The following is a 26040-nucleotide window of genomic DNA, read 5'->3' as shown; positions in this document are numbered from 1 at the left end:
GACTCAGGGGAAGGGGCAGCGGTCGGCCGTGACCTCCACGAACGACCGCGGGCCGGGCGTAAAGGTGAAGCGGTGCTCGGTCTGGTCGACCACCACCGACTGGTGCAGCGGCAGCGGGCCGGCCACCACCGTTTCCTTGCCGGCCTGGGTGACGATGCGGATGCGCACCGGTTGCGCCGGATCGTACCAGCTCTCCGGCTGGCCCTGGGCGTTGCGGGCCGACAGGCCCTCGCCGGTCACCGTGATGGTGCCGTTGCCGAAGGTGGTGGAGCGGTTGCCGGCCTTGAGCAGCGGGGTCGCCAGCACGAAGCGCTTGCTGTCCGGCGCCTGACAGTTGCGCTGGGTCTGCGCGTGCTCGATGACGAAGGCGAGGCGCGCCGGGTCGAGGCCGGCGGACAGCCGCTCGGACACCAGCTTGGCCAGGCGGGCCAACTCGCCGGTCGGCACCTCGCGCTTCAGGCGGGCCTCCATCTCGCCGGCGCGCGCCTCGGCGGTGCGGGCGGCGTTCTGCATCTGGCCGGCGAGCAGTTCCAACTCCGCCTTCTGGCGCGACAGGGTGGAGACCTCCTCGCGCAGGCTGACGTCGCGGCCCTTCATCTGCTCGACGCCCATCTGGTAGGCGAACAGCCCGGTACCCAGCAGCAGCGCCGCCAGCAGGCCCAGCTTGACCACTCCGGTGAGGAACCGGCGCCGGTAACGTTGATCGTAATCGTATCGGCCGAGGGACATGGGGGGACGCGGTCTATGGATGGGGCTGTCTGTGGGCGGGGCGCCGCCGGATCGCGGCGGGCCCTAATGGCTACCGGCAACGCCCGCGCGTTTCAACCCTTCACGCGCAGGGCCACGGCTGTGCTAGGTATGCGCGGAAAGCGTTTGTTGCGGAGCGACGATGAAGGCCTTGCTGCTGGACCGGGATGGTGTGGTCAACGTGGATCACGGCTATGTCTGCGAGGTGGAGCAGTTCACCTTTATCGACGGCATCTTCGCCCTGACCCGACGGGCGGTCGACCACGGTTTCCGCGTCGCCGTGATCACCAATCAGTCGGGCATCGCCCGCGGCTACTACCCGGAGAGCCAGTTCCTGGACCTCAGCCGGTGGATGACGGCGTCGTTCGAGCGGCACGGCGTCACGCTGGCCGGCGTGTTCCACTGCCCCTATCACAAGGCCGGCACGATGCCGCCGTACAACCGTGAGAGCTTCTGGCGCAAACCGAACCCCGGCATGATCCTGGAGGCGCAGCGGCGCCTTGGTCTCGACCTCGGCCATTCGCTGTTTCTGGGCGACCAGCCCTCCGACATGGCGGCGGCACGCGCCGCCGGGGTGGGGCGGCGCGTGCTGCTGACGCACGGCCAGCCCACGCCCTGCGCCGACGCTGACCGCGTCGTCGCCACGCTGAGCGAGGCGGAAGTCCTGCTCTGAGCCCTCGGCGGCCTTAAAACAGGCCGCCCAGGCCGGGGGTGCGGAATTCGCCGAGGTTCTTGAAGACCAAGCGGAAGTACAGCGTGTTGCCGTCCTTCACGTCACCCACCGTGTTGGTGTAGTCGCGCCGGGCGATGGTCTGAAAGGTGAAGCACTCGTCCTGATAGGTCAGCACGGCACCCGCGGCGCGCGGTCCCGGCGCCGGGCGCAGCGACTGCACGTGGCTGGCGCCGACCGACCAGCGCGGGGCGAACTGCGAGCTGACGCCGATGGTGATCTGCTCCAGGTCGGTTCGGGTGGCCGTGCTCGTCGGCGTGTTGTCCAGGTAGCTGTAGGCGGTGGACAGCGTGAACTCCGGCACGCCGACCATGCCGGACAGGGAGTGTCGGCGGAAGCGCAGGGTGTCCGGATCGATCCGGAAGCTGTAGTTGGCGTCGAGCCAGGAGGCGGGTGAGAGGTCGAGGCGACCGACATAGTCCGAGCGGCGATCCCGCAGGCCCGACGCCGCCGGGTAGGCGTTCTCCTGGTTGAAGCGGTAGCTTTGGCCGACGAACAGGCTGGCCGATCCCTGCCGGTAGCCGTAGATCGCGGTGCGCAGGCCGTAGGTGATGCGGGTGCCGCCCTCAAGCCGGTCGATGCCGGGGAAGCGGTTGAACATAAACAGGTTGGCTTGATCGAACTCGACGTCCTGGCTGTCCTCGTTGGGGACATCCGGATCATTGGGCGCGCGCGGCGCGGTCGTGACGGCGACCAGCGGCTCGATGAGCTGCTGCGAGCTTTCGCCGTAGCGCGCGAACGGGTAGCGCACCGTCACCTGCCCCTGTGGGAACAGGAGGAAGCGTGACGCCGAACCGCGCTCCACCGCCGTCGTCTCGGGGCGGTCGTAGTGGCTGGAGTTGTGGCCGACGGCCAGGACACGGCCCTCGAAGGTCGTCACGAAGCCGAGGCTGGAGGTGATGTCGCGCCGCCATCCCGGCTCGACGTGGAAGCGCCGTGTCGAGGCGCCCTGACGGCGGTACAGCGACAGGATCCCGGAATCGAGCGACCAGCGCCCGCCGAACAGGCTGCCCGGCTCGCCCATGGCGCTGTAGACGGCGAGCGGACCGACGATCGGCTCCTCGACCGTGTTGCCGTAGCGCAGGTCCTGCCAACTGTAGGCACTCACCGCGGCGTAGTTGCGGCCACGGAAACCCTCGACGAAGGCGCGGCTGGTCAGGAAGTCGTCGCCGCGGTTGTCGAAATACTTGCGCAGGTAGGTCTCGTCGCTGGCGCGCTTGACGTCGAAGCCGGCGCGCCAGACCTCGTCGATCTCGAACAGGCCGCGGGCGAAGAAATGGCCGCGCAGCTTGTTTTCCTTGGGGGCGTTCTTGTCGGCGAGGCCATTCGGCAGCTCGCCCTGGGTGACGCTGCCGTTGAGGGTGAGACGGCCGCGCTCGAAGCGCTTGCGGTACTCGCCGCCCAGCAGCAGGCCCTGCTTGGAGAAGCCGCCGACCTCGACGGTGGCGTCCTGGTCGGGGCCCATGTCGATGTAGTAGCGCGGCCGGATGAACAGGCCGAGGTCGCTGCTGGAGCCGAGCAGCGGCGTCAGAAAGCCGCTCTTGCGGTCAACCGTCGCGTCGGGCTGCGACAGGTAAGGCGTGTAGGCGACCGGAACGCCGAACATCTCCAGCACGGCGTCCTTGTAACGGATCTCGTGTTCTTCCTTGTCGTGGACGACGCGCACCGCGCGGACCTGCCAGAGCGGCGGTCGGGTCGGATCCTCCTTGCACAGTTCGCAGGGGCTGTAGACGCCGCGGTTGACGCGCAGGATGCGCTCGCCGCGCCGCTCCGCCTCGTTGCCGGCCATGCGGCTGTTGTCGGTCATCAGCACGCGCAGGTTCTCGACGAACGCGTCGCGCATGTCGTCGGTCAGCTCGGCGTAGTCGGCGAACAGGATGTCGCCCGACGGCTCGACGATGCGGATGTTGCCGGTCGCCGTCACCACCTTGGTGGTGCGGTTGTAGGTGATGGTGTCGGCGCGCACCGTGCGCAGGCTCTGCGACAGCTCGACGTTGCCGCGCGCGGTGACGAGGCCCTGCTGCTCGTCGAAGGTGACGGAATCGGCGGAGAGCAGGACCGGCTGGTTCCCGTCCTTCGGCGAGGGAGCCTGCGCCTGGCCGGGCGTGGCCGTCGCCACGCCGCACGCCACCATCACCCCGAGCAGACCGGAGAGAAGAGCGACGCGGCGCGGTTGGCGTTTCGTCGAACGGGACTTGCGGCGGGACCGGGCGGACCGGCTGTGCGTACGGGACATACCCGAACGTTTGAGGTAACGGTGCAGCCAAGTCAACGGTCTCGCGGATTTCCCGCCACACCGATGCCGGCGCGCCACGGCAGGCGGCGGAATCCGCCGCCTGCAGCGCCTCAGTTGAAGGCTTTGAAGGTGATCAGCGTGAACGTGTCGCGCACACCGGGCAGCGTCTGGATCTTTTCGGTCACGAATCGGCCGATGTCCTGATCCTGCGCCAGGTAGCACTTCATCAGTAGGTCGTACTGGCCGGAGATCGAGTGGACCTCCGACACCTGCTCGACATCCTGCACCGCCTCGTCGGCAACTTGGTAGGCCTTGCCGAGGTCGCACTTGACCATCACGAAGATCGTCTGCATGGCTCAGCCCTCCTGGCCGGGCTCCGGGGCGGGCGCCGGCCGTGGACGGGCGAGGCGCTGCATGAAGGCCGGCATGTGGTCGCCGAATCCGACAACGGGCACATCGTCGTCATCCTCGCGACGGCGGCGGTCGCGGTCACGGCCGCCTCGGCTGCGGTCCCGGTCGCGATCCCGATCGAAATCGCGGTCGCGGCGCGGTGCCTCGGCGCGCGGCTGGTAGGCCGGTTCGGCGGCCACCGGTTCGACCGCTTCGCGCTCCACCCGTTCGGGGCGTTCGGAACGCTCGCCGCGATCCCGATCGCGCCCGCGACCGCCGCGGCCCTCGCGGCGCGGCTCGCGCCCCTCGTCCTTGCCGCCGCGGCCACCGCGACGGCGGCGGCGGTCACGGCCGCCCTCCTCGTCGAACGGCGGGTTCTCCAGGCCGTCGATGGCGATCATCGGCACGTCGTGGCCGATCAGCTTGCCGATGGCGCCCACCTGCTTGCCGTCGTCCGGCGTGGCGATGGTGAAGGCGCGGCCCGAGCGGCCGGCGCGGCCGGTGCGGCCGATGCGGTGGACGTAGTCCTCGGCGTTGATCGGGACGTCGAAGTTGAAAACGTGGCTGAGTCCCTGGACGTCCAGGCCGCGGGCGGCAACGTCGGAGCAGACCAGCAGCGTGATCTCGCCCTTCTTGAAGGCCTCCAGCGTCTCGGTGCGCTTGGACTGCACCATGTCGCCGTGCAGCGCCCCGGCGTTGAAGCCGTGGCTGACCAGCGACTTCTGCAGCACGGCGATGTCGCGCTTGCGGTTGCAGAAGATGAAGGCGTTCTTGACGTCCTCGGTGCGCAGCAGGTGGCGCAGCGCCTTGCGCTTGTCGTCCTCGTGCACGACGCACAGCGCTTGGGTAACCGTTTTCGCCGGGGAGGCGGGTGGGGCCACCGTCACCTCGCGCGGGTTCATCAGGAACGCGTCGGCGAGGCGGCGGATCTCCGGCGGCATGGTGGCCGAGAAGAACAGCGTCTGCCGCATCTTCGGCAGGAAGCCGACGATCCGCTCGATGTCGGGGATGAACCCCATGTCGAGCATGCGGTCGGCCTCGTCGATCACCAGGATCTTGATGTCGTTGAGCATGATGTTGCCGCGCTCGATCAGGTCGATCAGGCGACCCGGCGTGGCGATCAGCACGTCGACTCCGCGGTCGAGCTTCTTCACCTGCTCGCCGAACTGCTCGCCGCCGATCAGCAGCGCCATGTTCAGCTTGTGGTACTTGCCGTACATGTCGAAGCTGTCGGCGACCTGCGCCGCCAGCTCACGCGTCGGCTCGAGGATCAGGGAGCGCGGCATGCGCGCCCGCGCCCGCCCCGAGGCGAGGATGTCGATCATCGGCAGGGTGAAGCCGGCGGTCTTGCCGGTGCCCGTCTGCGCGCAGCCGAGCACGTCGCGCCCTTGCAGGACCCAGGGAATTGCCTGTTCCTGAATCGGCGTCGGCGTGGTGTACCCTTTGTCCTCGATGGCCCGGAGGACTTCGGATCCGAGCCCAAGATCAGAGAAAAGCATTCACCCGGTTTCTGTCTGGAGAGCGAAAAGCCATGGCTGCAAGGCCAGACGATTAGATGGGACCGCAGAATATGAAGTCAAACCATGCTGTCAACATGTCTGTGGCCGTGACGGTGCGATTTGTGCCCCGCCGCATGGACGGGTTGGCGCGGCGCGGCCCCCTGGAGTAGCGTGCGGGTCAACGGAATCAGGAGAATACCCCATGCTGCTGTCCCCCGAACGCTCGACGCTGGTCGTCGTCGACGTGCAGGAACGGCTGGCCCCGGCCGTGCACGAGGCGGGCCGCGTGGTCCGCAACGCCGGAATTCTGCTGGACTCGGCCGGCGCCCTCGGCATCCCCGTCCTGGCCAGCGAACAGTACCCGCGCGGCCTTGGCGTCACCGTCCCGACGCTGCGCGAGCGGCTGCCGGCGGACGCGGTGTTCGAGAAGATCCATTTCGCCTGCACCGGCGAGCCGGGATTCGCGCAGCGCCTCGACACCTTCGGCCGCGACCAGATCGTGGTGTGCGGCATGGAGGCGCACGTCTGCGTGTTGCAGACGGTGCTCGGCCTGCGCGCCATGGGGCGCACGGTATATCTGGTGGCCGACGCCGTGTCGTCGCGCGCGCCGGCCAACGTCGAGCTGGCCATCGCCCGCATGCGCGCCAACGGCGTGGAGATCGTCAGCACCGAGATGGTCGTCTTCGAATGGCTGCAGCGCGCCGGCACGCCGGCGTTCAAGACGCTCAGCACGCTCATCAAATAGGGAGGGTTTCGTGAGCAAGCCGACGCTGATCCTGCTCCCCGGCATGCCGCTGGACGCCGCGCTGTGGACGCACCAGACCGACCACCTCGCCGAGGTGGCGGAGGTGCGTGTCGGCGAGCTGACGGCGCACGACTCGATGGTCGACCTCGCGCAGGCGGTGCTCGCTGCGGCGCCCGGGCGCTTCGCGCTGGCCGGACTGTCGATGGGCGGCTATCTGGCGTTCGAGATCCTGCGGCAGGCGCCGGAGCGGGTGATGAAGCTCGCCCTGCTCGACACCAGCGCGCGCGCCGACATGCCCGAGCAGATCGCCAACCGCCGGCAGGCGGTCGAACTGGCCCGGCAGGGCAAGTATCGTCAGGTGATCGTCGGCAACCTGCCGCGTCTGCTGCATCCCCGGCACGCCGAGGAGCGTACGCTGGTGGATTCGGTGTACGCGCAGGCGGAGCGCATCGGCATCGACGCGTACGTACGCCAGCAGACCGCCATCATGAACCGCCCCGACAGCCGTCCCGGCCTGTCCGCGATCCGCTGCCCGACGCTGGTGCTGTGTGGTCGGCAGGACGCCATCACGCCGCCGGAGGTGCACGTCGAGATGGCCGACGCCATCCCCGGTGCCCGATTCGTTCCGGTCGAGGACGCCGGCCATCTGACGCCGATGGAGCGCCCGCAGGCGGTCACCGCACTTTTGCGCGAATGGCTGGTCTATGCCTAGCAGTCCGGTCCGCCGCAGCCGCTGTCCGCGCGGCGGGTCGGAAACAAGCTGTAGGTCATGTCGGCGATCAAGTCGCGGAACTTCGGGTCCTGCACCGACTTCGGTTCGTCGAGCCAGCCGGTGGCCGAACTCAGCGGTCCGCCACCGCGGCAGAAAGCGCCCTGCACGATGATCGGGCCGCCGGGCGGCTTGGTCGGCAGCGCCGGGTTGGCGCACAGCGCCGAATTCAGCTCGTTGCGCGCCACGTTGAAGGCGAGCACGACGCGATAGTCTGGCCGGGCGGAGGGGCCGGGCGTGGTGGTGAAGTTGGTGTTCACGCCCATGACGCGGTTCTGCATCATCCCGGTCACCGTCTGCCCGAACGCCTGCGGGTCGCCGCTGAACGGGTTGCCCTGCACCACCACGCGCAGGTCGCGGTCGGACGCAGCGTAAGCCACCTCCGCCAGCGTGTAGGCGGGCGCCGGCTCATCGGCAACCACGCGTTCACCGCACGCGGCGAGCGCCAGACAGACGGACAGGACGGCGGGACGGAGCAGCATCGGGAACTCCGCGGAAGACGGGTGTGCCTACGGCAACAATGGTGGCGCAGTGGGGGCCAGGCAAGACAGGCCTTTTACGGTGGCAGGAAGTCGCGGTGCGCCCAGTAGCCATGCCCCGCGGCCGGTTCAGCACGCCAGCCTCGACTGAGCAAGGCCGTTCCGATCAACCGGTTGAACCATCCGTGTCCGACCAGCGCCGCGCTTCCATGCCGCTGGGCGGCGGCAGTGAGCAGATCGGCCGCGATTTCCGCCCGATCACAGGCCTGTCTTGGTGTTTCGGGAACCATTCCGAGCCCAGCCAGCCAAGCAAGGCGCCCCAGGGCAATCCAGGCCGACAACGGCATGGCCAGCGGTAGCGGCGGAACGGCAACCGGAGCTTCCGCAAAGCGCGCATCGATGATTGGGAGACGGTCGACCAGCAGCCATTCGGCCGAGGTGTGGGCGCGTGCCGCCGTGCTGCAAAAGACGGAACCTGCCGCGTTCACGCGCCGGACGACGATGTCTGGCGGTGCCCAAGCCGGATCGATCGAAACGCTGTTGAATTCCTGGAGAAAACTCACGAAATCCGACCGCCGGCCCCAGCGCCACGGCAACAAGTTGGGACGGCCATGCCGGATCAGCGTGAGCATGACGCGCTCCAGTCTCTATTCGTCAGTCAGCCACCGCGCTGCGGCCTGGGCGGCGAGGGCGGCGTAGCTCGGCCACTCCGGGCCGATCAATGGCAGGCCGATCTCGCCGACGATGGCGGTCAGCGAGGCGTCGTCCAGCACCCGGCCGGTGTCGCGGGCGCGGCGGGCGAGCACCATCTCCTGGCCCCAGAAATAGACGCGCGGGGCGCCGGTGTTGGCGCGCATGGTGCGCACGTGGTCGACGCGGTCGTCACCGTTCAGCCGCAGCCAGATGTCGGCCAGCAACGTGTCCACCGGAGCCTCGGAGCGCCACTCCAGCGCGTCGGCCTGGACGATGGCGATCTTCGCCGCGGCGTCGGTCAGGAGTTGGTCGAAGATGCCGGTGTCGCGGATCAGGCCGATGACCTCCGGGTCGCGCTCGACGATGGTGACGCGGCTCACCGCCGGCCGGAGCGCGGCGTTGGCCGCCGCCCAGCCCATCCCCATCCCCATCACCACGGTGTGCCCGGTGGCGAGGCGGCAGCCGATCTCCTGGCTCTCGGTCTCGAACGGGGTCATGGACATCCAGGTGTCCATGCCTTTGCTTCCCTGCCGGAGCAGAACGGCCATGTCGCGGACGATCCTGGGCTCGCCCCAGAAGCTCGGGCTCATCCCCACGGGCACGACGCGCAATTCCCAGCGCTCGCCGGTGAAGGGGCGGTAGGTGGGAACAAACAGATCGGTCTCAAAGAACTGCGGGGCAGCAGGGGGCTGCATGGGCGCTCGTATGGAAAGCCGGGAGAGGGGGAGATCAGACGTCGATGTCCCCCTCCTGCACGAACTTCGCGTTCTCCTGGATGAACTGGAAGCGCAGCTCCGGGCGGCGGCCCATCAGGCTTTCGACCAGGGTCTTGGTGCGCTCGAAGTCCTCGTGCTCCTCGGGGTCGGCGGCGTTCGGCACCACGACGCGCAGCAGCGTGCGTTTGCCCGGGTCCATGGTGGTGTCGCGCAGCTGCGCCGGCATCATCTCGCCCAGGCCCTTGAAGCGGCTGATCTCCACCTTCTTGTTCTTGAAGGTCTTGGCCATCAGCTCGTCCTTGTGGGCGTCGTCGCGTGCGTACACCGACTTGCCGCCGTGGCTGATGCGGTACAGCGGCGGCAACGCCAGGTACAGGTGGCCGTTCTGGATCAGGCCGCCCATCTCCCGGTAGAAGAAGGTCATCAGCAGCGAGGCGATGTGGGCGCCGTCCACATCGGCGTCGGTCATGATGATGACCCGCTCGTAGCGCAGCTTGTCGCTGGAGAAGTCCTTGCCAATGCCGCAACCCAGCGCCTGGGTGAGGTCGTTCAGCTCCTGGTTGGCCTTCATCTTGTCGGCGGACGCGCTGGCGACGTTCAGGATCTTGCCGCGCAACGGCAGAATGGCCTGGGTCTCGCGGTTGCGCGCCTGCTTGGCCGAACCGCCCGCCGAGTCACCCTCGACCAGGAAGATCTCCGTACCTTCCGGCGCGTTGCGCGAGCAGTCCGCCAGCTTGCCGGGCAGACGCAGGCGCCGGGTCGCGGTCTTGCGAGCGAGGTCCTTGGACTGCTTGCGCTTGGCGCGATCCTCGGCCTTCTCGATCAGGCGCTCCAGCAGGCCGTTGGAGGAGGCCGGATCGCCGGACAGCCAGTGGTCGAAGCGGTCCTTCAGTGCCGCCTCCACGAGGCGTTGCGCCTCGGGCGTCGCCAGCTTGTCCTTGGTCTGGCCCTGGAACTGCGGCTCGCGGATGAAGACGGAGAGCAGGATGCACGCCTCGCCCACCACGTCGTCCGCGGTGATCTGGCCGGCCCGCTTGTTGTTCACCATCTCGCCGTAGCCCTTGAGGCCGCGGGTGAGGGCGGCACGCAGGCCGGTCTCGTGCGTGCCGCCCTGCGGCGTCGGCACGGTGTTGCAGTAGGTGTGCGAGAAGCCTTCCTCGTCCTCCGGCCAGGAAATCGCCCACTCAACGCGCCCCTGGTCGTTGGGCAGCGCCACCTCGCCGGTGAAGGGGGAGGGGGTGAGCGTCTTGCGGTCCTTCAGCGCCGTCGTCAGGTAGTCGAGCAGGCCGTTCGGGAAATGCAGCGTCTCCGCCGCCGGCGTGGTGGATTCCGCCGACAGCAGCGACGGGTCGCAGCTCCAGCGGATCTCGACGCCGCGGTACAGGTATGCCTTGGAGCGCGCCATGCGGTACAGCCGGTGCGGCTCGAAATGCGCGGCCTCGCCGAAGATCTCGGCGTCGGGGTGGAAGCGCACGGTGGTGCCGCGCCGGTTGATGGCGCCTTGGCGGGTCAGCGGGCCCAGCGGCGTGCCGCGGCTGTAGTGCTGGATGAACAGCTGCCGCTCGCGCGCCACCTCGATGATGAGCTGGTCGGACAGCGCGTTCACCACGCTGAGACCGACGCCGTGCAGGCCGCCCGAGGTCTGGTAGACCTTGTTGGAGAACTTGCCGCCCGAGTGCAGCGTGGTGAGGATCACCTCCAGCGCCGACTTGCCCGGGTACTTCGGGTGGTCGTCGATGGGGATGCCGCGGCCGTTGTCGCGTACCGTCACCGAGCCGTCGGCGCCGAGTTCCAGGTCGATGCGGCTGGCGTGGCCGGCCACCGCCTCGTCCATGGCGTTGTCCAGCACCTCGGCGACGAGGTGGTGCAGCGCCCGGTCGTCGGTGCCGCCGATGTACATGCCCGGGCGCCTCCGGACGGGCTCAAGCCCTTCCAGAACCTCGATATCCTGGGCGGAGTAGGTCTCGGCCTTGCGGGCCGTGTTCTCGAAAAGGTCGCTCATGGAGGCTATAATAGGAATTCGGTCAGGGGTGCGCAAGCGAATGCTGTAGCCCTATCATAGCTTAAGCACCACATTTTGTGAGCGACCTTTTCGGCACCCGCGAACGGAGGAGTCATGAGCGTCACCATCCCGCCGGAACTCAACTGCGGCCCGGCGCTGCGCACCATCGCCATGCCGAAGGACGCCAACCCGAACGGCGACATCTTCGGCGGCTGGCTGCTGTCGCAGATGGACCTGGCCGGCGGTACGGTCGCGGTGCGACGGGCCGCCGGGCGTGTGGCGACCGTCGGTGTCGAGGCCATGACCTTCCACAAGCCGGTGTACGTCGGCGACGAGGTATGCTGCTTCGCCACCGTCGAGAAGGTCGGCCGCACCTCCATCCGCGTGCGCGTGGACACATGGGTGCAGCGGCACCGCACCGGCGAGGCGGTGAAGGTTACGGAGGGAGTGTTTACCTTCGTCGCCATCGGCGAAGACCGCAAGCCGCGGGAGGTGCCGCCGGAGTAAGCGGCGGTACCCGCCATGGAACAACACCCGGCCGAGCCGCGCCTGAAGCGGTCCGGTCTTGCGGCCGCCAGGCCGAGGACAACGCCGGTAGGGCTGCGAGCAGGAATGGGCTTCGCATAGCGAAGTTCTCCTTGCCGTGTCCGGTGCCGGCCCTGTGGACGCGCGGTGCCACCCACCTCAACACCGCGGCGGCGCGACCGTTGCGGCAGCGACTCGGGCCAAGGACTCGAAAGAGTCATTACTCCGTTGCAGCAAGAACCCAGCCCGGTAAGTTCTTGCCTTTTCCGGTTTTTTCGTTTGACCCTGAAAAACCGGTGTGATTCCATCGGGCCATGAGCATGACGAGCAACATTACCGAATCCCTAAAGCGCGCCGCCAAGAGCGCGCTGCGGCAGACCATCGGCCCGGCGATCGGCGCCTGCATCGTGGGCTATTTCGTCTATTACGCCGTGCAGGGCGACCGCGGGCTCATCGCGCTCAAGCACATCGAGGGCGAAATCGCCCGTGCGGAACAGGTGCTTAGCCAAGTGCGCGGAGAGCGCGAGCGCATGGAGCGGCGTGCCTCGCTGCTGCGCGCCGACCACCTCGACCGCGACATGCTCGACGAGCGCGCACGGGCGATGCTGAACCTGACGCACCCCAACGACGTGATTCTTTCGCTTCCGCCTTTGTACGACCAGGAGGATGCTAGCGCTGAGAAGCGGCCCAGATCAGTCAATTAACCGAAATCGGGTTAATCGCGATTTCGTGTTATATTCCAGTACGTTGCGAAGCTGACGCTTGTCAGCCCCGGGCGCTGGCGCTAGAACTCTTCCCACAAGATGCGCGCCGGCCGCACGTTCGCGGCCTGCCGCTAAACCCGAGGGAGGACTTATGGCAGCGCCCCGACGCCGTGCTAAGGCGCAACCCGAGACCGCCGCTACCAGCAAGCGCGCTCCGGCTGCATCGCCCCAGGAACTTCTGCGCTACTATCGTGAGATGCTGCTGATCCGCCGCTTCGAGGAGAAGGCGGGCCAGCTCTACGGCATGGGCCTGATCGGCGGCTTCTGCCACCTCTACATCGGCCAGGAGGCCGTGGTGACCGGCGTCCAGGCCGCGCTCCGCGAAGGCGACAGCGTCATCACCAGCTACCGCGACCACGGCCACATGCTGGCCTGCGGCATGGACGCCAAGGGCGTCATGGCCGAGCTCACGGGGCGCCGCGGCGGCTACTCCAAGGGCAAGGGCGGCTCGATGCACATGTTCAGCCGCGAGAAGGGCTTCTTCGGCGGCCACGGCATCGTCGGCGGCCAGGTGCCGCTGGGCACCGGCCTCGCCTTCGCCCACAAGTACAAGAAGGACGGTGGCGTGTGCACCACCTACCTGGGCGACGGCGCCGTCAACCAGGGCCAGGTGTACGAGAGCTTTAACATGGCGGCGCTGTGGAAGCTGCCGGTCGTCTACATCATCGAGAACAACAAGTACGCCATGGGCACCGCCCAGGAACGCGCCTCGGCCGGCGAGCTGCACCAGCGCGGCGCCGCCTACGGCATCCCCGGCTACCAGGTGAACGGCATGAACGTCCTGGACGTGAAGGCCGCCGCCGACGAGTGGGTCAACTGGGTGCGCGAGGGCAACGGCCCGGTCATCCTGGAGATGAAGACCTACCGCTACCGCGGCCACTCCATGTCCGACCCGGCCAAGTACCGCACCAAGGAGGAGGTCGAGAAGATGCGGACGGAGTCCGATCCCATCGACCAGCTCAAGAAGCTGCTCCTCGACGAGGGCCACGCCACGGAAGAGGCGCTGAAGGAGATCGACCGCGAGGTGAAGGCGATCGTATCCGAGAGCGCCGAATTCGCCCAGCAGAGCCCCGAGCCCGATCCGTCCGAGCTGTGGACGGACGTGCTGCTCGACGCCTGACCGCAACGCCAAGAAGGGGAGCCGCGCCCGGAGCGCCGGGGCTGAACAAGCCCGCCGAGCGCCCGCGCGGACGGAGGAACCAATGCCGATCGAAGTGCTGATGCCGGCGCTCTCGCCCACCATGACCGAGGGCAAGCTGGCGAAATGGCTGAAGAACGAAGGGGATGAGGTCAAGTCCGGCGACGTCCTCGCCGAGATCGAGACCGACAAGGCCACCATGGAAGTCGAGGCGGTGGATGAAGGCCGCATCGGCAAGATCCTGGTCGCCGCCGGGACCGAGAACGTCGCGGTGAACACGCCGATCGCCGTGATCCTCGGCGAGGGCGAGGACGCGTCGGCCAGCCTCGCCAAGGAGGAAGGCACGCCGAAGACCGCTGCGCAGCCCGCGGTCAAGGACGAGGCGCCCGCGCCGAGCACCCTGCCGGCCCAGGTCATCAGCGGCCCGGCCGCGCCGCCGCCGTCCGACGAGGACAAGTTCTTCGACCGCACGGTGAAGAAGACCGTGCGCGAGGCGCTGCGCGACGCCATGGCCGAGGAGATGCGCCGCGACGCCAACGTCTTCCTGATGGGCGAGGAGGTCGCGCAGTACCAGGGCGCCTACAAGGTGTCGCAGGGCCTGCTGCAGGAGTTCGGTCCCGACCGCGTCATCGACACGCCGATCACCGAGTACGGCTTCGCCGGCCTGGGCGTCGGCGCCGGCTTCCTCGGCCTGCGCCCGATCGTCGAGTTCATGACCTTCAACTTTGCCATGCAGGCGATCGACCACATCGTCAACTCGGCGGCCAAGACGCTGTACATGTCCGGCGGCCAGATGGGCTGCCCGATCGTGTTCCGCGGCCCGAACGGCGCCGCCGCCCGCGTCGCCGCCCAGCACTCCCAGGACTACACGCCCTGGTACGCCAGCGTTCCGGGTCTGAAGGTGGTCGCGCCCTACTCGGCGGCCGACTTCAAGGGCCTGATGAAGTCCGCCATCCGCGACCCGAACCCGGTCATCTTCCTGGAGAACGAGATCCTCTACGGCCAGAGCTTCGACGTGCCGGAGAGCGAGGACTTCATCGTTCCCATCGGCCGCGCCAAGGTGCTGCGCGCCGGCAAGGACGTCACCATCACCGCCCACTCGCTGATGGTCGCCCAGGCGCTGGCGGCGGCCGAGCTGCTGGCCAAGGACGGCATCGAGGCGGAGGTCATCGACCTGCGCACCATCCGCCCGCTGGACGTGCACACCATCGTCGAGAGCGTCAAAAAGACCAACCGCCTCGTCACCGTCGAGGAGGCTTGGCCGACCTGCAGCATCGGCTCCGAAATCAGCGCGCTGATGATGGAGCACGCCTTCGACTACCTCGACGCGCCGGTGATCCGGGTGAACGGCAAGGACGTGCCGATGCCCTACGCCGCCAACCTCGAGAAGCTGGTCCTGCCGCAGCCGGACGGCATCGCCGAGGCGGCGCGCCGCGCCTGCTATCGCTCGTAAGGGGAGGGCACGGACCATGACCATCCAGATCCTGATGCCCGCCCTCTCGCCCACCATGACCGAGGGCAACCTCGCCAAGTGGCTGAAGAAGGAAGGCGACGCGGTGAAGGCCGGCGACGTGCTGGCCGAGATCGAGACCGACAAGGCGACCATGGAGGTCGAGGCGGTGGACGAAGGCCGCCTCGGCAAGATCCTGGTGCAGGGCGGCAGCCAGGGAGTGGCGGTGAACACCCCCATCGCCATCCTGCTGGAAGAGGGCGAGGACGACAGCGCGCTGGCCAAGGCCGGCGGCGGCGCTCCGGCCCCGGCGCCGAAGGCCGAGGCGGCTCCGGCCCCCGCCGCGGCTCCGGCCGCTGCCCCCGCGCCGCAGGCCGTTCCGGCGGCGTCACACGGCGGCGGCAACCGCGTGTTCGCCAGCCCGCTGGCGCGCCGCATCGCCCAGCAGGCCGGCATCGACCTGTCGGCGGTGAAGGGCACCGGCCCGCACGGCCGCATCGTCAAGGCCGACGTCGAGGCCGCCAAGTCCGGCGGGGCTGCCAAGCCCGCCGCCGCGCCGCAGGCCGCCGCGGCGCCGTCCGCGGCTCCCGTCCCGGCCGCTCCGGCGCCCGCCGCGGCCAAGCCGGCCGGCATCGACGCCAAGGACCTGTCGGACAAGCTGGGCATGCGCTACACGGCCAAGCCCAACTCGTCGATGCGCAAGACCATCGCGCGGCGCCTCACCGAGGTGCAGCAGACGGTGCCGAACTACTTCCTCGCCATCGACTGCGAGGTGGACGAGCTGCTGAAGGTCCGCGCCGAGCTGAACGGCCGCTCCAAGGCCTATAAGCTGTCGGTGAACGACTTCGTCATCCGCGCCGCGGCGCTGACGCTGAAGAAGTTCCCGCTGATCAACTCGGCCTGGTCCGACGAGGCGATCCTCACCTACGACCATGCCGACATCTCGGTCGCCGTGGCGACCCCGACCGGCCTGATCACGCCGATCATCAAGAAGGCGGAGACCAAGGGTCTGGCCGACATCTCCAACGAGATGAAAGACCTCGCCGAGCGCGCCCGCGACGGCAAGCTGAAGCCCGAGGAGTACCAGGGCGGCAGCTTCTCGATCTCGAACCTCGGCATGTACGGCATCCGCGAGTTCGCCGCGATCATCAACCCGCCGCAGGCCTGCATCCTGGCCGTCGGTGCCGGCGAGCAGCGTCCGGTGGTGAAGAACGGCGCGCTGGCGATCGCCACCGTGATGACCTGCACCGTGTCGGTCGACCACCGTGTCGCCGACGGCGCGCAGGGTGCGGAATTCCTCCAGGCTTTCAAGAAGCTGATCGAGGATCCGCTGAGCATGCTGCTGTAAGGGGGGACGGCTCATGGCTGACATGAACTACGACGTCATCGTCATCGGCTCCGGCCCCGGCGGCTACGTGGCGGCGATCCGCGCCGCCCAGCTCGGGCTGCACACCGCCGTCATCGAACGCGAGAACCTCGGCGGCATCTGCCTGAACTGGGGCTGCATCCCCACCAAGGCACTGCTGCGCTCGGCCGAGGTCATGCACCTCGCCAAGCACGCCGGCGACTACGGCCTGTCCGTCAGCGGCGTGACCGCCGATCTAGACAAGATCGTCCAGCGCTCGCGCAAGGTCGCCGCCCAGCTCAACGGCGGCGTCAAGCACCTGCTGAAGAAGAACAAGGTCACCGTCATCGACGGCGACGGCAAGCTGGCCGGCAAGGGCCTGGTCGCCGTCACCAAGGGCGGAGCGGCGGTCGGCACCTTCGGCGCCAAGCACATCATCGTCGCCACCGGCGCCCGGGCGCGCACGCTCCCGGGGCTGGAGGACGACGGCAAGCTGGTGTGGACCTACCGCAAGGCGATGACGCCGAACACCATGCCGAAGTCGCTGCTGGTCATCGGCTCGGGCGCCATCGGCATCGAGTTCGCCAGCTTCTACAACGCGCTGGGCGCCAAGGTGACGGTGGTCGAGGTGATGGACCGCATCCTCCCCGTGGAGGATGAGGAGATCTCGGGCATGGCCAAGAAGGCTTTCGAGAAGCAGGGCATGCGCATCATCACCGGGGCCAAGGCCGGCAACCTGCGCAAGGCCGCCGACAGCGTCACGGTGGCGGTGGAGGCCGGCGGCAAGACCGAGGACATCACGGTGGACCGCGTCATCGTCGCGGTGGGCATCAGCCCGAACACCGAGAACCTCGGCCTGGAAGGCACCAAGGTGAAGCTGGACCGCGGCCACATCGTCACCGACGAGTGGTGCCGGACCGACGAGCCGGGCGTCTACGCCATCGGCGACGTCACCCAGCCGCCCTGGCTGGCGCACAAGGCCAGCCACGAGGGCGTGATCTGCATCGAGAAGATCGCCGGGCTGAAGGACGTCCACCCGCTGGACATTCGCAAGATCCCCGGCTGCACCTACTCGCATCCGCAGGTCGCGTCGGTGGGGCTGACCGAGAAGAAGGCCAAGGAAAAGGGCTACGACGTCAAGGTCGGCCGCTTCCCGTTCATCGGCAACGGCAAGGCCATCGCGCTCGGCGAGCCCGAGGGCCTGGTCAAGACGGTGTTCGACGCCAAGACCGGGGAACTGCTCGGAGCCCACATGATCGGCGCGGAAGTGACCGAGCTGATACAGGGCTACACGGTCGCCAAGACCATGGAGACCACCGAGGCCGAACTCATGCACACGGTGTTCCCACACCCGACCCTGTCGGAGATGATGCACGAGTCCGTCCTTGATGCCTATGGCCGGGCGATCCACTTCTAGCTAGATTGCCGAGGTGACGTTTTTCCGGTCAGGGGCATGAGCCGCAGCAGCGCCGCGTACGACGAGGACTTCTACGCCTGGACGCAAGACCAGGCGCGGGAGATCCGCCGTGCCGGCGCCGAGCGGAACAACGCCCCGATCGACTGGGAGAACGTCGCCGAGGAGATCGAATGCATGGGACGCAGCCAGCGGTCGGAAATCTGGAGCCGGTTGATCGTTCTGGAAATCCACCTGCTGAAGTGGCTGTACTGCCCTGAACTACGGGACAGGTGCTCTCGTGGCTGGAGGCTGACAGTCTTGGAACAGCGTGACGAGCTGTCGAAGGAACTGACGGGCAGTCCGAGCCTCAGGCCCCATGCGCAGGAAGTCTTCGGCGAAACCTACCAGAAGGCTCGCCGCCGCGCGGCTGTCGAAGCCGAGGTGGAACCGGCCCGCTTCCCCGCCGATCCGGCCTTCACCCTTGACCAGGCGCTCGATCCGGCCTATCCGGCCGATCTGTTTCCGCCGGAGTGGCGCGCCTGAGCGCCGTCCGCTCTTTGAAACGGCCCGGCCAGCCGCCGGACCGATGGGAGTTTGTACCGTCATGACCGCGGCCGACCAGACCGAGAAGCTCCGCCACCCGGAGAAGGCTCACAAGCCCGACAACCCGATCCAGCGCAAGCCCGCCTGGATCCGCGTCAAGGCGCCGATGAGCCAGGAGTACCACGAGACCCGCCAGTTGATGCGCGGGCTCAAGCTCCACACGGTGTGCGAGGAGGCGGCCTGCCCGAACATCGGCGAGTGCTGGAAGCACAAGCACGCCACCTTCATGATCCTCGGCTCGATCTGCACGCGCGGCTGCGCCTTCTGCAACGTCGAGACCGGCAAGCCCAATCTGCTCGACCCGCACGAGCCGGAGAACGTCGCCGAGGCGGTGGCCGAGCTGAAGCTGCACCACGTGGTGGTCACCTCGGTGGACCGTGACGATCTGGAGGATGGCGGAGCCGGGCATTTCGCCCGCACCATCCGCGCCATCCGCGTCGCGTCCCCCGGCACGACCATCGAGATCCTCACCCCCGACTTCCAGAAAAAGAAGGGTGCGGTGGAGGTGGTGGTCGAGGCTAAGCCTGACGTCTTCAACCACAACCTGGAGACCGCGCCGCGCCTGTACCCGACGATCCGCCCGGGGGCGCGTTACTTCACTTCGCTGCAGCTGTTGTCCCGCGTGAAGGATCTGGATCCCTCGATCTTCACCAAGTCGGGGGTCATGGTCGGCCTGGGCGAGACGAAGGAGGAGGTGGGGCAGGTGATGGACGACCTGCGCGCCGCGGATGTTGACTTCATGACCATCGGCCAGTACCTCCAGCCGACGGCGAAGCACGCCGCGGTCGACCGTTTCGTGACGCCGGAGGAGTTCGAGGGCTACACGCGCCTCGGCCGCGCCAAGGGCTTCCTGATGGTGGCGTCGAGCCCGCTGACGCGCTCGTCCTACCACGCGGGCGCCGACTTCGAGCGCCTGCGCGCCGCCCGCGAGGCCAAGCTCGCCGCGGCGGCCGGCTGAGGAGGCGGGGAACGACGGAATGCCGACGCACGCGGAGAAGAAGGTCCTGCCCTACACCCCCGACCAGATGTACCGTCTGGTCGCCGAGGTGGACAAGTACCCGGAGTTTTTGCCCTGGTGCATGGCGTCGCGCATCCGCAAGCGCGAAGGCAACGTCATGTACGCGGACCTCGTCATCGGCTTCAAGATGGTGCGCGAGCGCTTCACCTCTCGGGTCGAGCTGAACGAGGCGGCGAAGCGCATCGACGTCCAGTACACCGACGGGCCGTTCCAGTACCTGAACAACCACTGGATCTTCACGCCGCACGAACGCGGCGTGTGCGTCGACTTCTTCGTGGATTTCGAGTTCCGCTCGGCGATCCTGCAGAAGATCATGGGCGTGCTGTTCAACGAGGCGGTCAAGCGCATGGTGCAGGCGTTCGAGACGCGTGCCGCCCAGCTCTATGGCGCCGACGGCGCGGCGCGCGCCACGACCGCGGCCTAGCTCAGGTCAGCACGGGGCGCGCCGCGCGCAGGCGCTCCAGTGCGCACTCCACGGTCTGCATCCGCACCTCATGGCGGTCGCCGGAGAAGGTGTACTCGCGCGCCTTCGCCGGGCCGCGGCGCACCGCCGTGGCGATGTAGACGCGCCCGACCGGCTTCGCCTCGGTGCCGCCGTCCGGCCCGGCGACGCCGGTGACCGCCACCGTCACGTCGGCCTTGGACTTCGCCAGGGCGCCCACTGCCATCGCCACCGCCACCTCGGCGCTGACCGCCCCGTGCGCCATGATGAGGCTCGGCGGTACGCCCAGCATCTCCGACTTGGCGACGTTGGTGTAGGTGACGAAGCCGCGGTCGAAGACCTTGGACGAGCCAGGGATATCGGTGATCGCGCCAGCGATCAGGCCGCCGGTACAGGACTCGGCGGCGGCGACCATGCGCCCCGACAGGCCGTACTCGGCCAGCAGCTTGGCGGCCAGATCGCGGATGTGGTCAGGGAACATGGGACTCCCCGGCTGTGGAACGTTCATCCTATCCCGGAAGCCGCACCGTCGCTACCGCTTGCGCGGCGATTCCCTCGCCGCGGCCGGTAAAGCCCAGCCGCTCGGTGGTCGTCGCCTTGACGCTGACGCGCTCAGTGGCGATGCCCAGCAGTTCGGCCACCCGCGCCACCATGGCCGCACGGTGCGGGCCGACCTTCGGGCGCTCGCAGATCAGCGTGACGTCGGCGTGCGCGATGACGCCGCCCCGTTCGTGGACAAGCTCCGCGGCGTGCTGGAGGAATCGGCCGCTGTCGGAGCCGCGCCAGCGCGGGTCGCTGGGCGGGAAGTGGCTGCCGATGTCGCCATCGCCGATGGCGCCGAGGATCGCGTCGGTCAGCGCGTGCAGCCCAACGTCGGCGTCCGAGTGCCCCTCCAACCGGTGTGTGTGCGGCACCCGCACGCCGCACAGCACGACCGCGTCGCCCTCGGTGAAGCGGTGCACGTCGAAGCCTGTACCGGTGCGCACGTCCCACAGCGACTGCAGGACGAGGCGTTCGGCGCGGATCAAGTCGTCCTGGGTGGTCACCTTGAAGTTCTCCTCCTTGCCCGTCACCAGCCGCACCGCCAAGCCCGCACGCTCGGCCACCGCCGCGTCGTCGGTGAGGTCGAGCCCGGCGGCGTCGCGGTGCGCCGCCAGGATCTCCGGGTAGCGGAAGCCCTGCGGCGTCTGCGCCCGCCACAGTGCGGTGCGGTCGACCGTTCCCGCGATATGCCCGCCATCGCCGCGTTTCAGCGTGTCGGCCACCGGCACCGCGGCCAACGCGCCCGGCACCTCGGCAAGCGCATCGATCACCGCCCGGATGGTGTCGGCGTCGATCAGCGGCCGGGCGGCGTCATGGATCAGCACGAGGTCGGGGGAGGGCAGGGCCTTCAGCCCGTTGCGCACCGAGTCCTGCCGGGTGGCGCCACCAGCCACCGGCTCCGGCAGGTCCAGGCCGGCGACCGCGGCGTCGTAGAGGTCGCGGTGCGCCGGTTGGATCACCACCTGCACGCCGGCGACGGCGGGATGGCGCAGGAACGCCTCCACCGTGCGGCGGAGCACCGGCCGGCCGGCGAGGTCGTGGTACTGTTTCGGGCGTTCGGCGCCGAAGCGCTGGCCGGAACCGCCGGCGACGATCAGCGCAATGCAGGTGGGCATGACGGGAAGGATCCGCTGGTGATTTGCGACTTGACGGCGACGCGGCGGAGCCTAGCCTGTCCCCGGTGCTCCGCCAAGGGTCGGGGCAGGGAAGGGTGATGTCTCAAAACCTCGTCTTCAGCCTGACGGCTCTGCTGGCGCTGCTGCCGGCCTCGCTCTACCCGTACCGCGCCATCGGCGGGGCGGGGGAGCAGGGGCGCTCGGCCATGTTCTGGGGAGCGCTGGCGCTGGCGGTGTTCGGTCCGGTGGTGTGGGCCGCGGTGCGCGTAGGCGGCGCCTGGACGACCGGGCTGCCGACCGCGCTGTGGGTGACCATCGCCGCCTGCATGGTACTGTTCGCCGCGCTGTGCACGCTGACCCGCTCGGCGTGGCGGCTGTCGCCGCTGCTGCTGCCCTACCTCGTCGCCGTCGCCGCGGTGGCGACTCTGGCGGAGGGGACGCGGGCGCCGGTGCTGCGTGGCGGTGCGCCGGGCATCTGGATCGACGTGCACATCGCCGTCTCGGTGGTCACCTACGCCCTGTTGACGCTGGCGGCGGTCGCGTCGCTCGCCGCCTTCCTGCAGGAGCGCGCGTTGAAGGCCAAGCGGCCGACCGCGCTGACCCGCTTCCTGCCGTCGATGGCGGAAAGCGAGCGCCTGCAGGTCCGCCTGTTGGGAGCGTCGGAGGCGGTGCTCGGCGCCGGACTCGCCACAGGCATGGCCGTTCTGCATTACGAGCAGGGCGTCGCGCTGCGCTTCGACCACAAGACGCTGTTCTCGCTTGCCACTTTCATGGTCATCGGCGGCCTGCTGTTCGCGCACATACGAACGGGCGTAAGAGGGCGCACCGCCGCAAGGCTTGTGCTAATTGCCTATCTTTTGCTCACGCTTGCCTATTTAGGCGTCAAGTTCGTCGCGGACGTACTGTTGAGTTGATCAACAATTGTCAAGACTGACAGCTTTGCTGCGCCGCACGCGCTTGCAAACTGGTCAGACCAAGTGTATCTTGCCCAAAATCCCAGCAAATGATAGATGCGCCCACGAATTGGGCAGATGAGATGGCCATTCAGATCGGTTCCCTCACCTTGTCGGATCCGGTGATCCTCGCCCCCATGTCGGGCGTCACCGACCTGCCGTTCCGCCGTCTGGTCAAGCGCACCGGGTGCGGCCTCGTCGTGTCCGAGATGGTCGCCAGCCAGGCGATGATCCGCGAGAACCGCCAAACCCTGCGCATGGTCGAGACGGTGCCGGAGGAGTTCCCGATGGCGGTGCAGCTTGCCGGCTGCGAGCCGCAGGTGATGGCCGAGGCGGCTAGGCTGAACCAGGACCGCGGCGCCGCCGTCATCGACATCAACTTCGGCTGCCCGGTGAAGAAGGTGGTCAATGGCTACGCCGGGTCCGCGCTGATGCGCGACGAGCCGCTGGCCGGCCGCATCCTGGAGGCGACCGTCAAGGCGGTGGACGTCCCGGTCACGCTGAAGACCCGCATGGGCTGGGATCACGCCAACCTCAACGCGCCACGCCTCGCGAAGATCGCCGAGGAGGCCGGAATCAGGATGATCACCATCCACGGCCGCACGCGGAACCAGATGTACAACGGCACCGCCGACTGGGCCTTCGTGCGCAAGGTGAAGGAGGCCGTCTCGATCCCCGTGCTGGTCAACGGCGACATCCAGACCTTCGAGGACGTCGACCGCGCGCTCGGCGAATCCGGCGCCGACGGCGTGATGATCGGCCGCGGCACTTACGGCCGCCCCTGGTTTCCGTCGCAGGTCATGCACTACCTGCGCACCGGCGAGCGCCGGCCCGACCCGCCGCTGCATGCACAGCTGGCCACTCTCCTGGAGCACTTCGACGCCATGCTCAGCCACTACGGCACCGAACCGGGCGTGCGCGTCGCGCGCAAGCACATTTCCTGGTACTCCAAGGGCCTGCAAGGCTCGGCCGAGTTCCGCCAGGAAATCAACCAGATCGACGGCGCCGACGCGGTCCGCGAGCGGATCCGGCGCTTCTACACCCCCGTGATCGAGAGGATGGCTGCCTGATGTCGTCGCGCATGGCCACGTCGGCAACGCGGCGTGCGCCGCGCCTTCCGCTCCGCTCCGGCGGCTCCGGCGCGGTGGATCCGCACGCGGTGCTCAACGCGCTGCCCGACCCGGTGCTGGTGGTGGACGGCGCGGGCGAGATCCGCTTCGTCAACATCGAGGCGCAGGAGTTCTTCGACGTCAGCGCCAGCATGATCGAAGGCACGTCGCTGGCCGAACTGCTCAACCCCGACAGCCCGGTCCTGCTGCTGCTGGCCCAGGCGCAACGCGGCAGCCTGCGCGCTTCGCAGGAGGGGATCACCATCGATACCCCGCGCATCGGCCCGCACACGGTGACGGCGCAGGTGGCGGCGATGGGCGACGGCTCCGACCACATGATCGTGACGCTGCATGAGCGCTCGCTGGCCCGCAAGATCGACAACTCGCTGACCCATCGGAACGCCGCACGCTCGGTGACGGCGATGGCCTCCATGCTGGCGCACGAGGTGAAGAACCCGCTGTCCGGCATCCGCGGCGCCGCCCAGTTGCTGGAGGAGAACGCCAACGAGCAGGACCGCGTGCTGACCCGCCTGATCTGCGACGAAGCCGACCGCATCGTGGCGCTGGTCAACCGCATGGAGGTGTTCTCCGACCGCCCGCTGGAGCGCGGACCGGTGAACATCCACACGGTGCTGGAGCATGTCCGCAAGATCGCCCAGAACGGCTTCGGCCGGAACATCCGCTTCGTCGAGCGCTACGACCCGTCGCTACCGCCGGTGCTGGGCAACCGCGATCAGCTGATCCAAGTCTTCCTCAACCTGATTAAAAATGCGGCAGAGGCCTGCCCGGAGCAGGGCGGCGAGATCGTGCTGTCCACCGCCTACCAGCACGGCGTGCGCATGGCGTTGCCGGGCGGCGACACGCGGCTTCCCTTGCCGTTGCTGGTTTCCGTGCAGGACAACGGCGACGGAATCCCCGAGGACCTGCGCACCAACCTGTTCGACGCGTTCGTGACCACAAAGGTCAATGGAACTGGCCTTGGTCTTGCATTGGTGGCGAAGATCATCGGCGATCACGGCGGCGTCATCGAATTCGACAGCCAGCCGCGCCGTACCGTCTTCAAGGTGTCGCTGCCCATGTACGATGAATCGCAAGTTCCTGGGGAGGGTGTCGCGGGCCGGGCCGAGCGGGGATCCCGCTGATGGCCGCGGCGACGATCCTGGTCGCGGACGACGACCGCGCGATCCGCACCGTCCTGACGCAGGCGCTGGCGCGTCTCGGTCACGAGGTCCGCACTACCGGCAATGCCTCCACCCTGTGGCGCTGGGTGTCCGACGGCCAGGGCGACCTGGTCATCACCGACGTGGTCATGCCCGACGAGAACGGGCTGGACCTGATCCCGCGCATCAAGAAGCTGCGCCCCGACCTGCGCGTCATCGTGATGAGCGCGCAGAACACCCTGATCACCGCGGTGAAGGCGGCCGAGCGCGGCGCCTTCGAGTACCTACCCAAGCCCTTCGATCTGAAGGAATTGGTCTCGGTGGTCGAGCGCGCGCTGAACGCGCACCAGACCAAGGCCGAGCCGGCCAACGACAGCCTGGAGGAGGAGCAGCTCCCCGTCATCGGCCGTTCGCCGGCGATGCAGGAGATCTACCGCGTGCTTGCCCGTTTGATGGGCACCGACCTGACGGTGATGATCACCGGTGAGTCGGGCACCGGCAAGGAGCTGGTGGCGCGCGCGCTGCACGACTACGGCAAGCGCCGCAACGGCCCCTTCGTCGCCATCAACATGGCGGCCATCCCGCGCGAGTTGATCGAGTCCGAGCTGTTCGGCCATGAGAAGGGAGCCTTCACCGGCGCCACCAACCGCTCTACCGGCCGGTTCGAGCAGGCTCAGGGCGGCACCCTGTTCCTCGACGAGATCGGCGACATGCCGCTGGAGGCGCAGACGCGCCTGCTGCGCGTGCTGCAGGAGGGGGAGTACACCACCGTCGGTGGGCGTACGCCCATCAAGACGGACGTACGCATCATCGCCGCCACCCACCGCGACCTCCGTACGCTGGCTCGCCAGGGCTTGTTCCGCGAGGACCTGTTCTATCGCCTGAACGTCGTGCCGATCCGCCTGCCGCCGCTGCGTGAGCGCACGGAGGACGTGCCGCTGCTGATCCGCCATTTCCTGAACCAGGCGGTGGCGCAGGGGCTGCCGAACAAGAGCATCGACCAGGGGGCCATGGAGCGCCTGAAGCGCTACCGCTGGCCGGGCAACGTACGCGAGCTGGAAAACCTCGTACGCCGCTTGGCCGCCCTGTACTCCCAGGAGGTGATCGGCGTCGACGTCATCGAGGCGGAGCTGGCCGACGCCACGCCCGCCGCCCCGGTCGTCGAGGAAGCGCAGAGCGAGGGGCTGGGTTCCGCCGTCGAACGCCACCTGAAGGATTACTTCGCCGCCCATAAGGATGGAGTGCCGGCCGCTGGCCTGTACGACCGCGTTCTGCGGGAGGTCGAACGGCCGTTGATCTCGCTCAGCCTGTCGGCGACCCGCGGCAATCAGATCAAGGCTGCGGAGTTGTTGGGACTGAACCGAAACACGCTGCGCAAGAAGATCCGCGAGCTCGACATCCAGGTGGTTCGCGGCCTCAAGTAGCATCGCCCGTGATAATCATGTGACACCGCCGAAAGGCGAACTCTTCCGA

The 26040-nt window shown here is 68.2% G+C and carries 26 protein-coding genes; 16 read left to right on the top strand and 10 right to left on the bottom strand.

Annotation, left to right across the window (positions count from 1 at the left end; translation table 11 throughout):
* Positions 1-3: 3 nt before the first annotated feature.
* On the bottom strand, positions 4-729 hold the full coding sequence (locus TSO221_RS05125; RefSeq protein WP_109117393.1) for a hypothetical protein: 726 nt from the start codon (positions 727-729) through the stop codon (positions 4-6).
* 160 nt (positions 730-889) lie between these two features.
* On the opposite strand from TSO221_RS05125, the gene TSO221_RS05120 reads away from it, so the two are divergent.
* Positions 890-1420: an HAD family hydrolase gene (locus TSO221_RS05120; RefSeq protein ID WP_109117392.1), complete on the top strand. Its 531-nt coding sequence runs from the start codon at positions 890-892 to the stop codon at positions 1418-1420.
* A 13-nt stretch (positions 1421-1433) separates the two neighbouring features.
* Here the strand turns inward: TSO221_RS05120 and lptD are convergent, their stop codons facing one another.
* The 3 genes from lptD to TSO221_RS05105 all read right to left on the bottom strand — a co-directional run bounded on the left by lptD (position 1434) and on the right by TSO221_RS05105 (position 5602).
* On the bottom strand, positions 1434-3596 hold the full coding sequence (gene lptD / locus TSO221_RS05115; protein ID WP_247877918.1) for an LPS assembly protein LptD: 2163 nt from the start codon (positions 3594-3596) through the stop codon (positions 1434-1436).
* Between the two features lie 227 nt (positions 3597-3823).
* Positions 3824-4066, bottom strand: a complete 243-nt coding sequence (locus TSO221_RS05110; RefSeq protein WP_109117390.1) for an Lrp/AsnC ligand binding domain-containing protein — start codon at positions 4064-4066, stop codon at positions 3824-3826.
* 3 nt (positions 4067-4069) lie between these two features.
* Complete coding sequence (locus tag TSO221_RS05105) at positions 4070-5602, bottom strand: DEAD/DEAH box helicase (RefSeq protein ID WP_109117389.1); 1533 nt, start codon at positions 5600-5602, stop codon at positions 4070-4072.
* Between the two features lie 202 nt (positions 5603-5804).
* Between TSO221_RS05105 and TSO221_RS05100 the strand changes: the two genes are divergently transcribed.
* Positions 5805-6347 (top strand): hydrolase, encoded by a 543-nt coding sequence (locus tag TSO221_RS05100; RefSeq protein ID WP_109117388.1) that lies wholly within the window; start codon positions 5805-5807, stop codon positions 6345-6347.
* 10 nt (positions 6348-6357) lie between these two features.
* A complete protein-coding gene (locus tag TSO221_RS05095; RefSeq protein WP_247877917.1) occupies positions 6358-7059 on the top strand; it encodes an alpha/beta fold hydrolase in 702 nt (233 codons plus the stop codon).
* Here the strand turns inward: TSO221_RS05095 and TSO221_RS05090 are convergent.
* The 4 genes from TSO221_RS05090 to parE form a co-directional block, all read right to left on the bottom strand.
* Entirely contained in the window at positions 7056-7598 is a 543-nt protein-coding gene (locus tag TSO221_RS05090) for a hypothetical protein (protein WP_109117387.1), read from the bottom strand. The genes TSO221_RS05095 and TSO221_RS05090 overlap by 4 nt on opposite strands.
* Before the next feature lie 74 nt (positions 7599-7672).
* On the bottom strand, positions 7673-8227 hold the full coding sequence (locus tag TSO221_RS34845) for a hypothetical protein (protein WP_146208709.1): 555 nt from the start codon (positions 8225-8227) through the stop codon (positions 7673-7675).
* Positions 8228-8242: 15 nt separating this feature from the next.
* Positions 8243-8983, bottom strand: coding sequence for a hypothetical protein (locus TSO221_RS05085; protein ID WP_109117386.1), 741 nt, complete (start codon positions 8981-8983; stop codon positions 8243-8245).
* 34 nt (positions 8984-9017) lie between these two features.
* Positions 9018-11006: a DNA topoisomerase IV subunit B gene (parE, locus tag TSO221_RS05080; RefSeq protein ID WP_109117385.1), complete on the bottom strand. Its 1989-nt coding sequence runs from the start codon at positions 11004-11006 to the stop codon at positions 9018-9020.
* Positions 11007-11120: 114 nt separating this feature from the next.
* Here parE and TSO221_RS05075 point away from each other — a divergent pair, with 114 nt between their 5' ends.
* From TSO221_RS05075 to TSO221_RS05035, 9 genes are all read left to right on the top strand, one after another.
* Positions 11121-11513, top strand: a complete 393-nt coding sequence (locus tag TSO221_RS05075) for an acyl-CoA thioesterase (RefSeq protein ID WP_109117384.1) — start codon at positions 11121-11123, stop codon at positions 11511-11513.
* Between the two features lie 332 nt (positions 11514-11845).
* Positions 11846-12235 carry a septum formation initiator family protein gene (locus TSO221_RS05070; RefSeq protein WP_109117383.1) on the top strand — a complete coding sequence of 130 codons (390 nt, stop codon included), beginning with the start codon at positions 11846-11848 and terminating at the stop codon, positions 12233-12235.
* A 151-nt stretch (positions 12236-12386) separates the two neighbouring features.
* Positions 12387-13415 (top strand): pyruvate dehydrogenase (acetyl-transferring) E1 component subunit alpha, encoded by a 1029-nt coding sequence (gene pdhA, locus TSO221_RS05065; RefSeq protein WP_109117382.1) that lies wholly within the window; start codon positions 12387-12389, stop codon positions 13413-13415.
* Positions 13416-13497: 82 nt separating this feature from the next.
* On the top strand, positions 13498-14886 hold the full coding sequence (locus TSO221_RS05060; RefSeq protein ID WP_109117381.1) for a pyruvate dehydrogenase complex E1 component subunit beta: 1389 nt from the start codon (positions 13498-13500) through the stop codon (positions 14884-14886).
* A 16-nt stretch (positions 14887-14902) separates the two neighbouring features.
* A complete protein-coding gene (locus TSO221_RS05055; protein ID WP_109117380.1) occupies positions 14903-16231 on the top strand; it encodes a pyruvate dehydrogenase complex dihydrolipoamide acetyltransferase in 1329 nt (442 codons plus the stop codon).
* Positions 16232-16244: 13 nt separating this feature from the next.
* Positions 16245-17645, top strand: a complete 1401-nt coding sequence (gene lpdA, locus TSO221_RS05050) for a dihydrolipoyl dehydrogenase (protein WP_109117379.1) — start codon at positions 16245-16247, stop codon at positions 17643-17645.
* 36 nt (positions 17646-17681) lie between these two features.
* On the top strand, positions 17682-18167 hold the full coding sequence (locus TSO221_RS05045; RefSeq protein ID WP_109117378.1) for a DUF29 domain-containing protein: 486 nt from the start codon (positions 17682-17684) through the stop codon (positions 18165-18167).
* Positions 18168-18228: 61 nt separating this feature from the next.
* A complete protein-coding gene (gene lipA, locus TSO221_RS05040; RefSeq protein WP_109117377.1) occupies positions 18229-19185 on the top strand; it encodes a lipoyl synthase in 957 nt (318 codons plus the stop codon).
* Positions 19186-19204: 19 nt separating this feature from the next.
* Positions 19205-19669: a type II toxin-antitoxin system RatA family toxin gene (locus TSO221_RS05035; protein ID WP_109117376.1), complete on the top strand. Its 465-nt coding sequence runs from the start codon at positions 19205-19207 to the stop codon at positions 19667-19669.
* Between the two features lies 1 nt (position 19670).
* Here TSO221_RS05035 and TSO221_RS05030 read toward each other — a convergent pair whose 3' ends face one another.
* Together TSO221_RS05030 and TSO221_RS05025 are read right to left on the bottom strand one after the other, a co-directional pair.
* Positions 19671-20168, bottom strand: a complete 498-nt coding sequence (locus TSO221_RS05030) for a CinA family protein (RefSeq protein ID WP_109117375.1) — start codon at positions 20166-20168, stop codon at positions 19671-19673.
* A 28-nt stretch (positions 20169-20196) separates the two neighbouring features.
* Positions 20197-21345, bottom strand: a complete 1149-nt coding sequence (locus TSO221_RS05025) for a bifunctional 2-C-methyl-D-erythritol 4-phosphate cytidylyltransferase/2-C-methyl-D-erythritol 2,4-cyclodiphosphate synthase (protein WP_109117374.1) — start codon at positions 21343-21345, stop codon at positions 20197-20199.
* 98 nt (positions 21346-21443) lie between these two features.
* Here TSO221_RS05025 and ccsA point away from each other — a divergent pair, with 98 nt between their 5' ends.
* The 4 genes from ccsA to ntrC all read left to right on the top strand — a co-directional run bounded on the left by ccsA (position 21444) and on the right by ntrC (position 25991).
* Positions 21444-22259: a cytochrome c biogenesis protein CcsA gene (gene ccsA / locus TSO221_RS05020; protein ID WP_109117373.1), complete on the top strand. Its 816-nt coding sequence runs from the start codon at positions 21444-21446 to the stop codon at positions 22257-22259.
* 122 nt (positions 22260-22381) lie between these two features.
* On the top strand, positions 22382-23368 hold the full coding sequence (gene dusB / locus TSO221_RS05015) for a tRNA dihydrouridine synthase DusB (RefSeq protein WP_109117372.1): 987 nt from the start codon (positions 22382-22384) through the stop codon (positions 23366-23368).
* A complete protein-coding gene (locus tag TSO221_RS05010; RefSeq protein WP_109117371.1) occupies positions 23368-24549 on the top strand; it encodes an ATP-binding protein in 1182 nt (393 codons plus the stop codon). The genes dusB and TSO221_RS05010 overlap by 1 nt, the downstream gene beginning before the upstream one ends.
* The gene (gene ntrC / locus TSO221_RS05005) at positions 24549-25991 is read left to right on the top strand and encodes a nitrogen regulation protein NR(I) (protein WP_109117370.1); all 1443 of its coding nucleotides are present in this window, start codon (positions 24549-24551) and stop codon (positions 25989-25991) included. The genes TSO221_RS05010 and ntrC overlap by 1 nt, the downstream gene beginning before the upstream one ends.
* Positions 25992-26040: the final 49 nt, after the last annotated feature.

Source organism: Azospirillum sp. TSO22-1 (genome assembly GCF_003116015.1).
In the GTDB taxonomy this organism is placed as follows: Bacteria; Pseudomonadota; Alphaproteobacteria; order Azospirillales; family Azospirillaceae; genus Azospirillum.
Note: the sequence above shows the minus strand (reverse complement) of the source record. Positions and strands in the feature narration are given on the sequence as shown.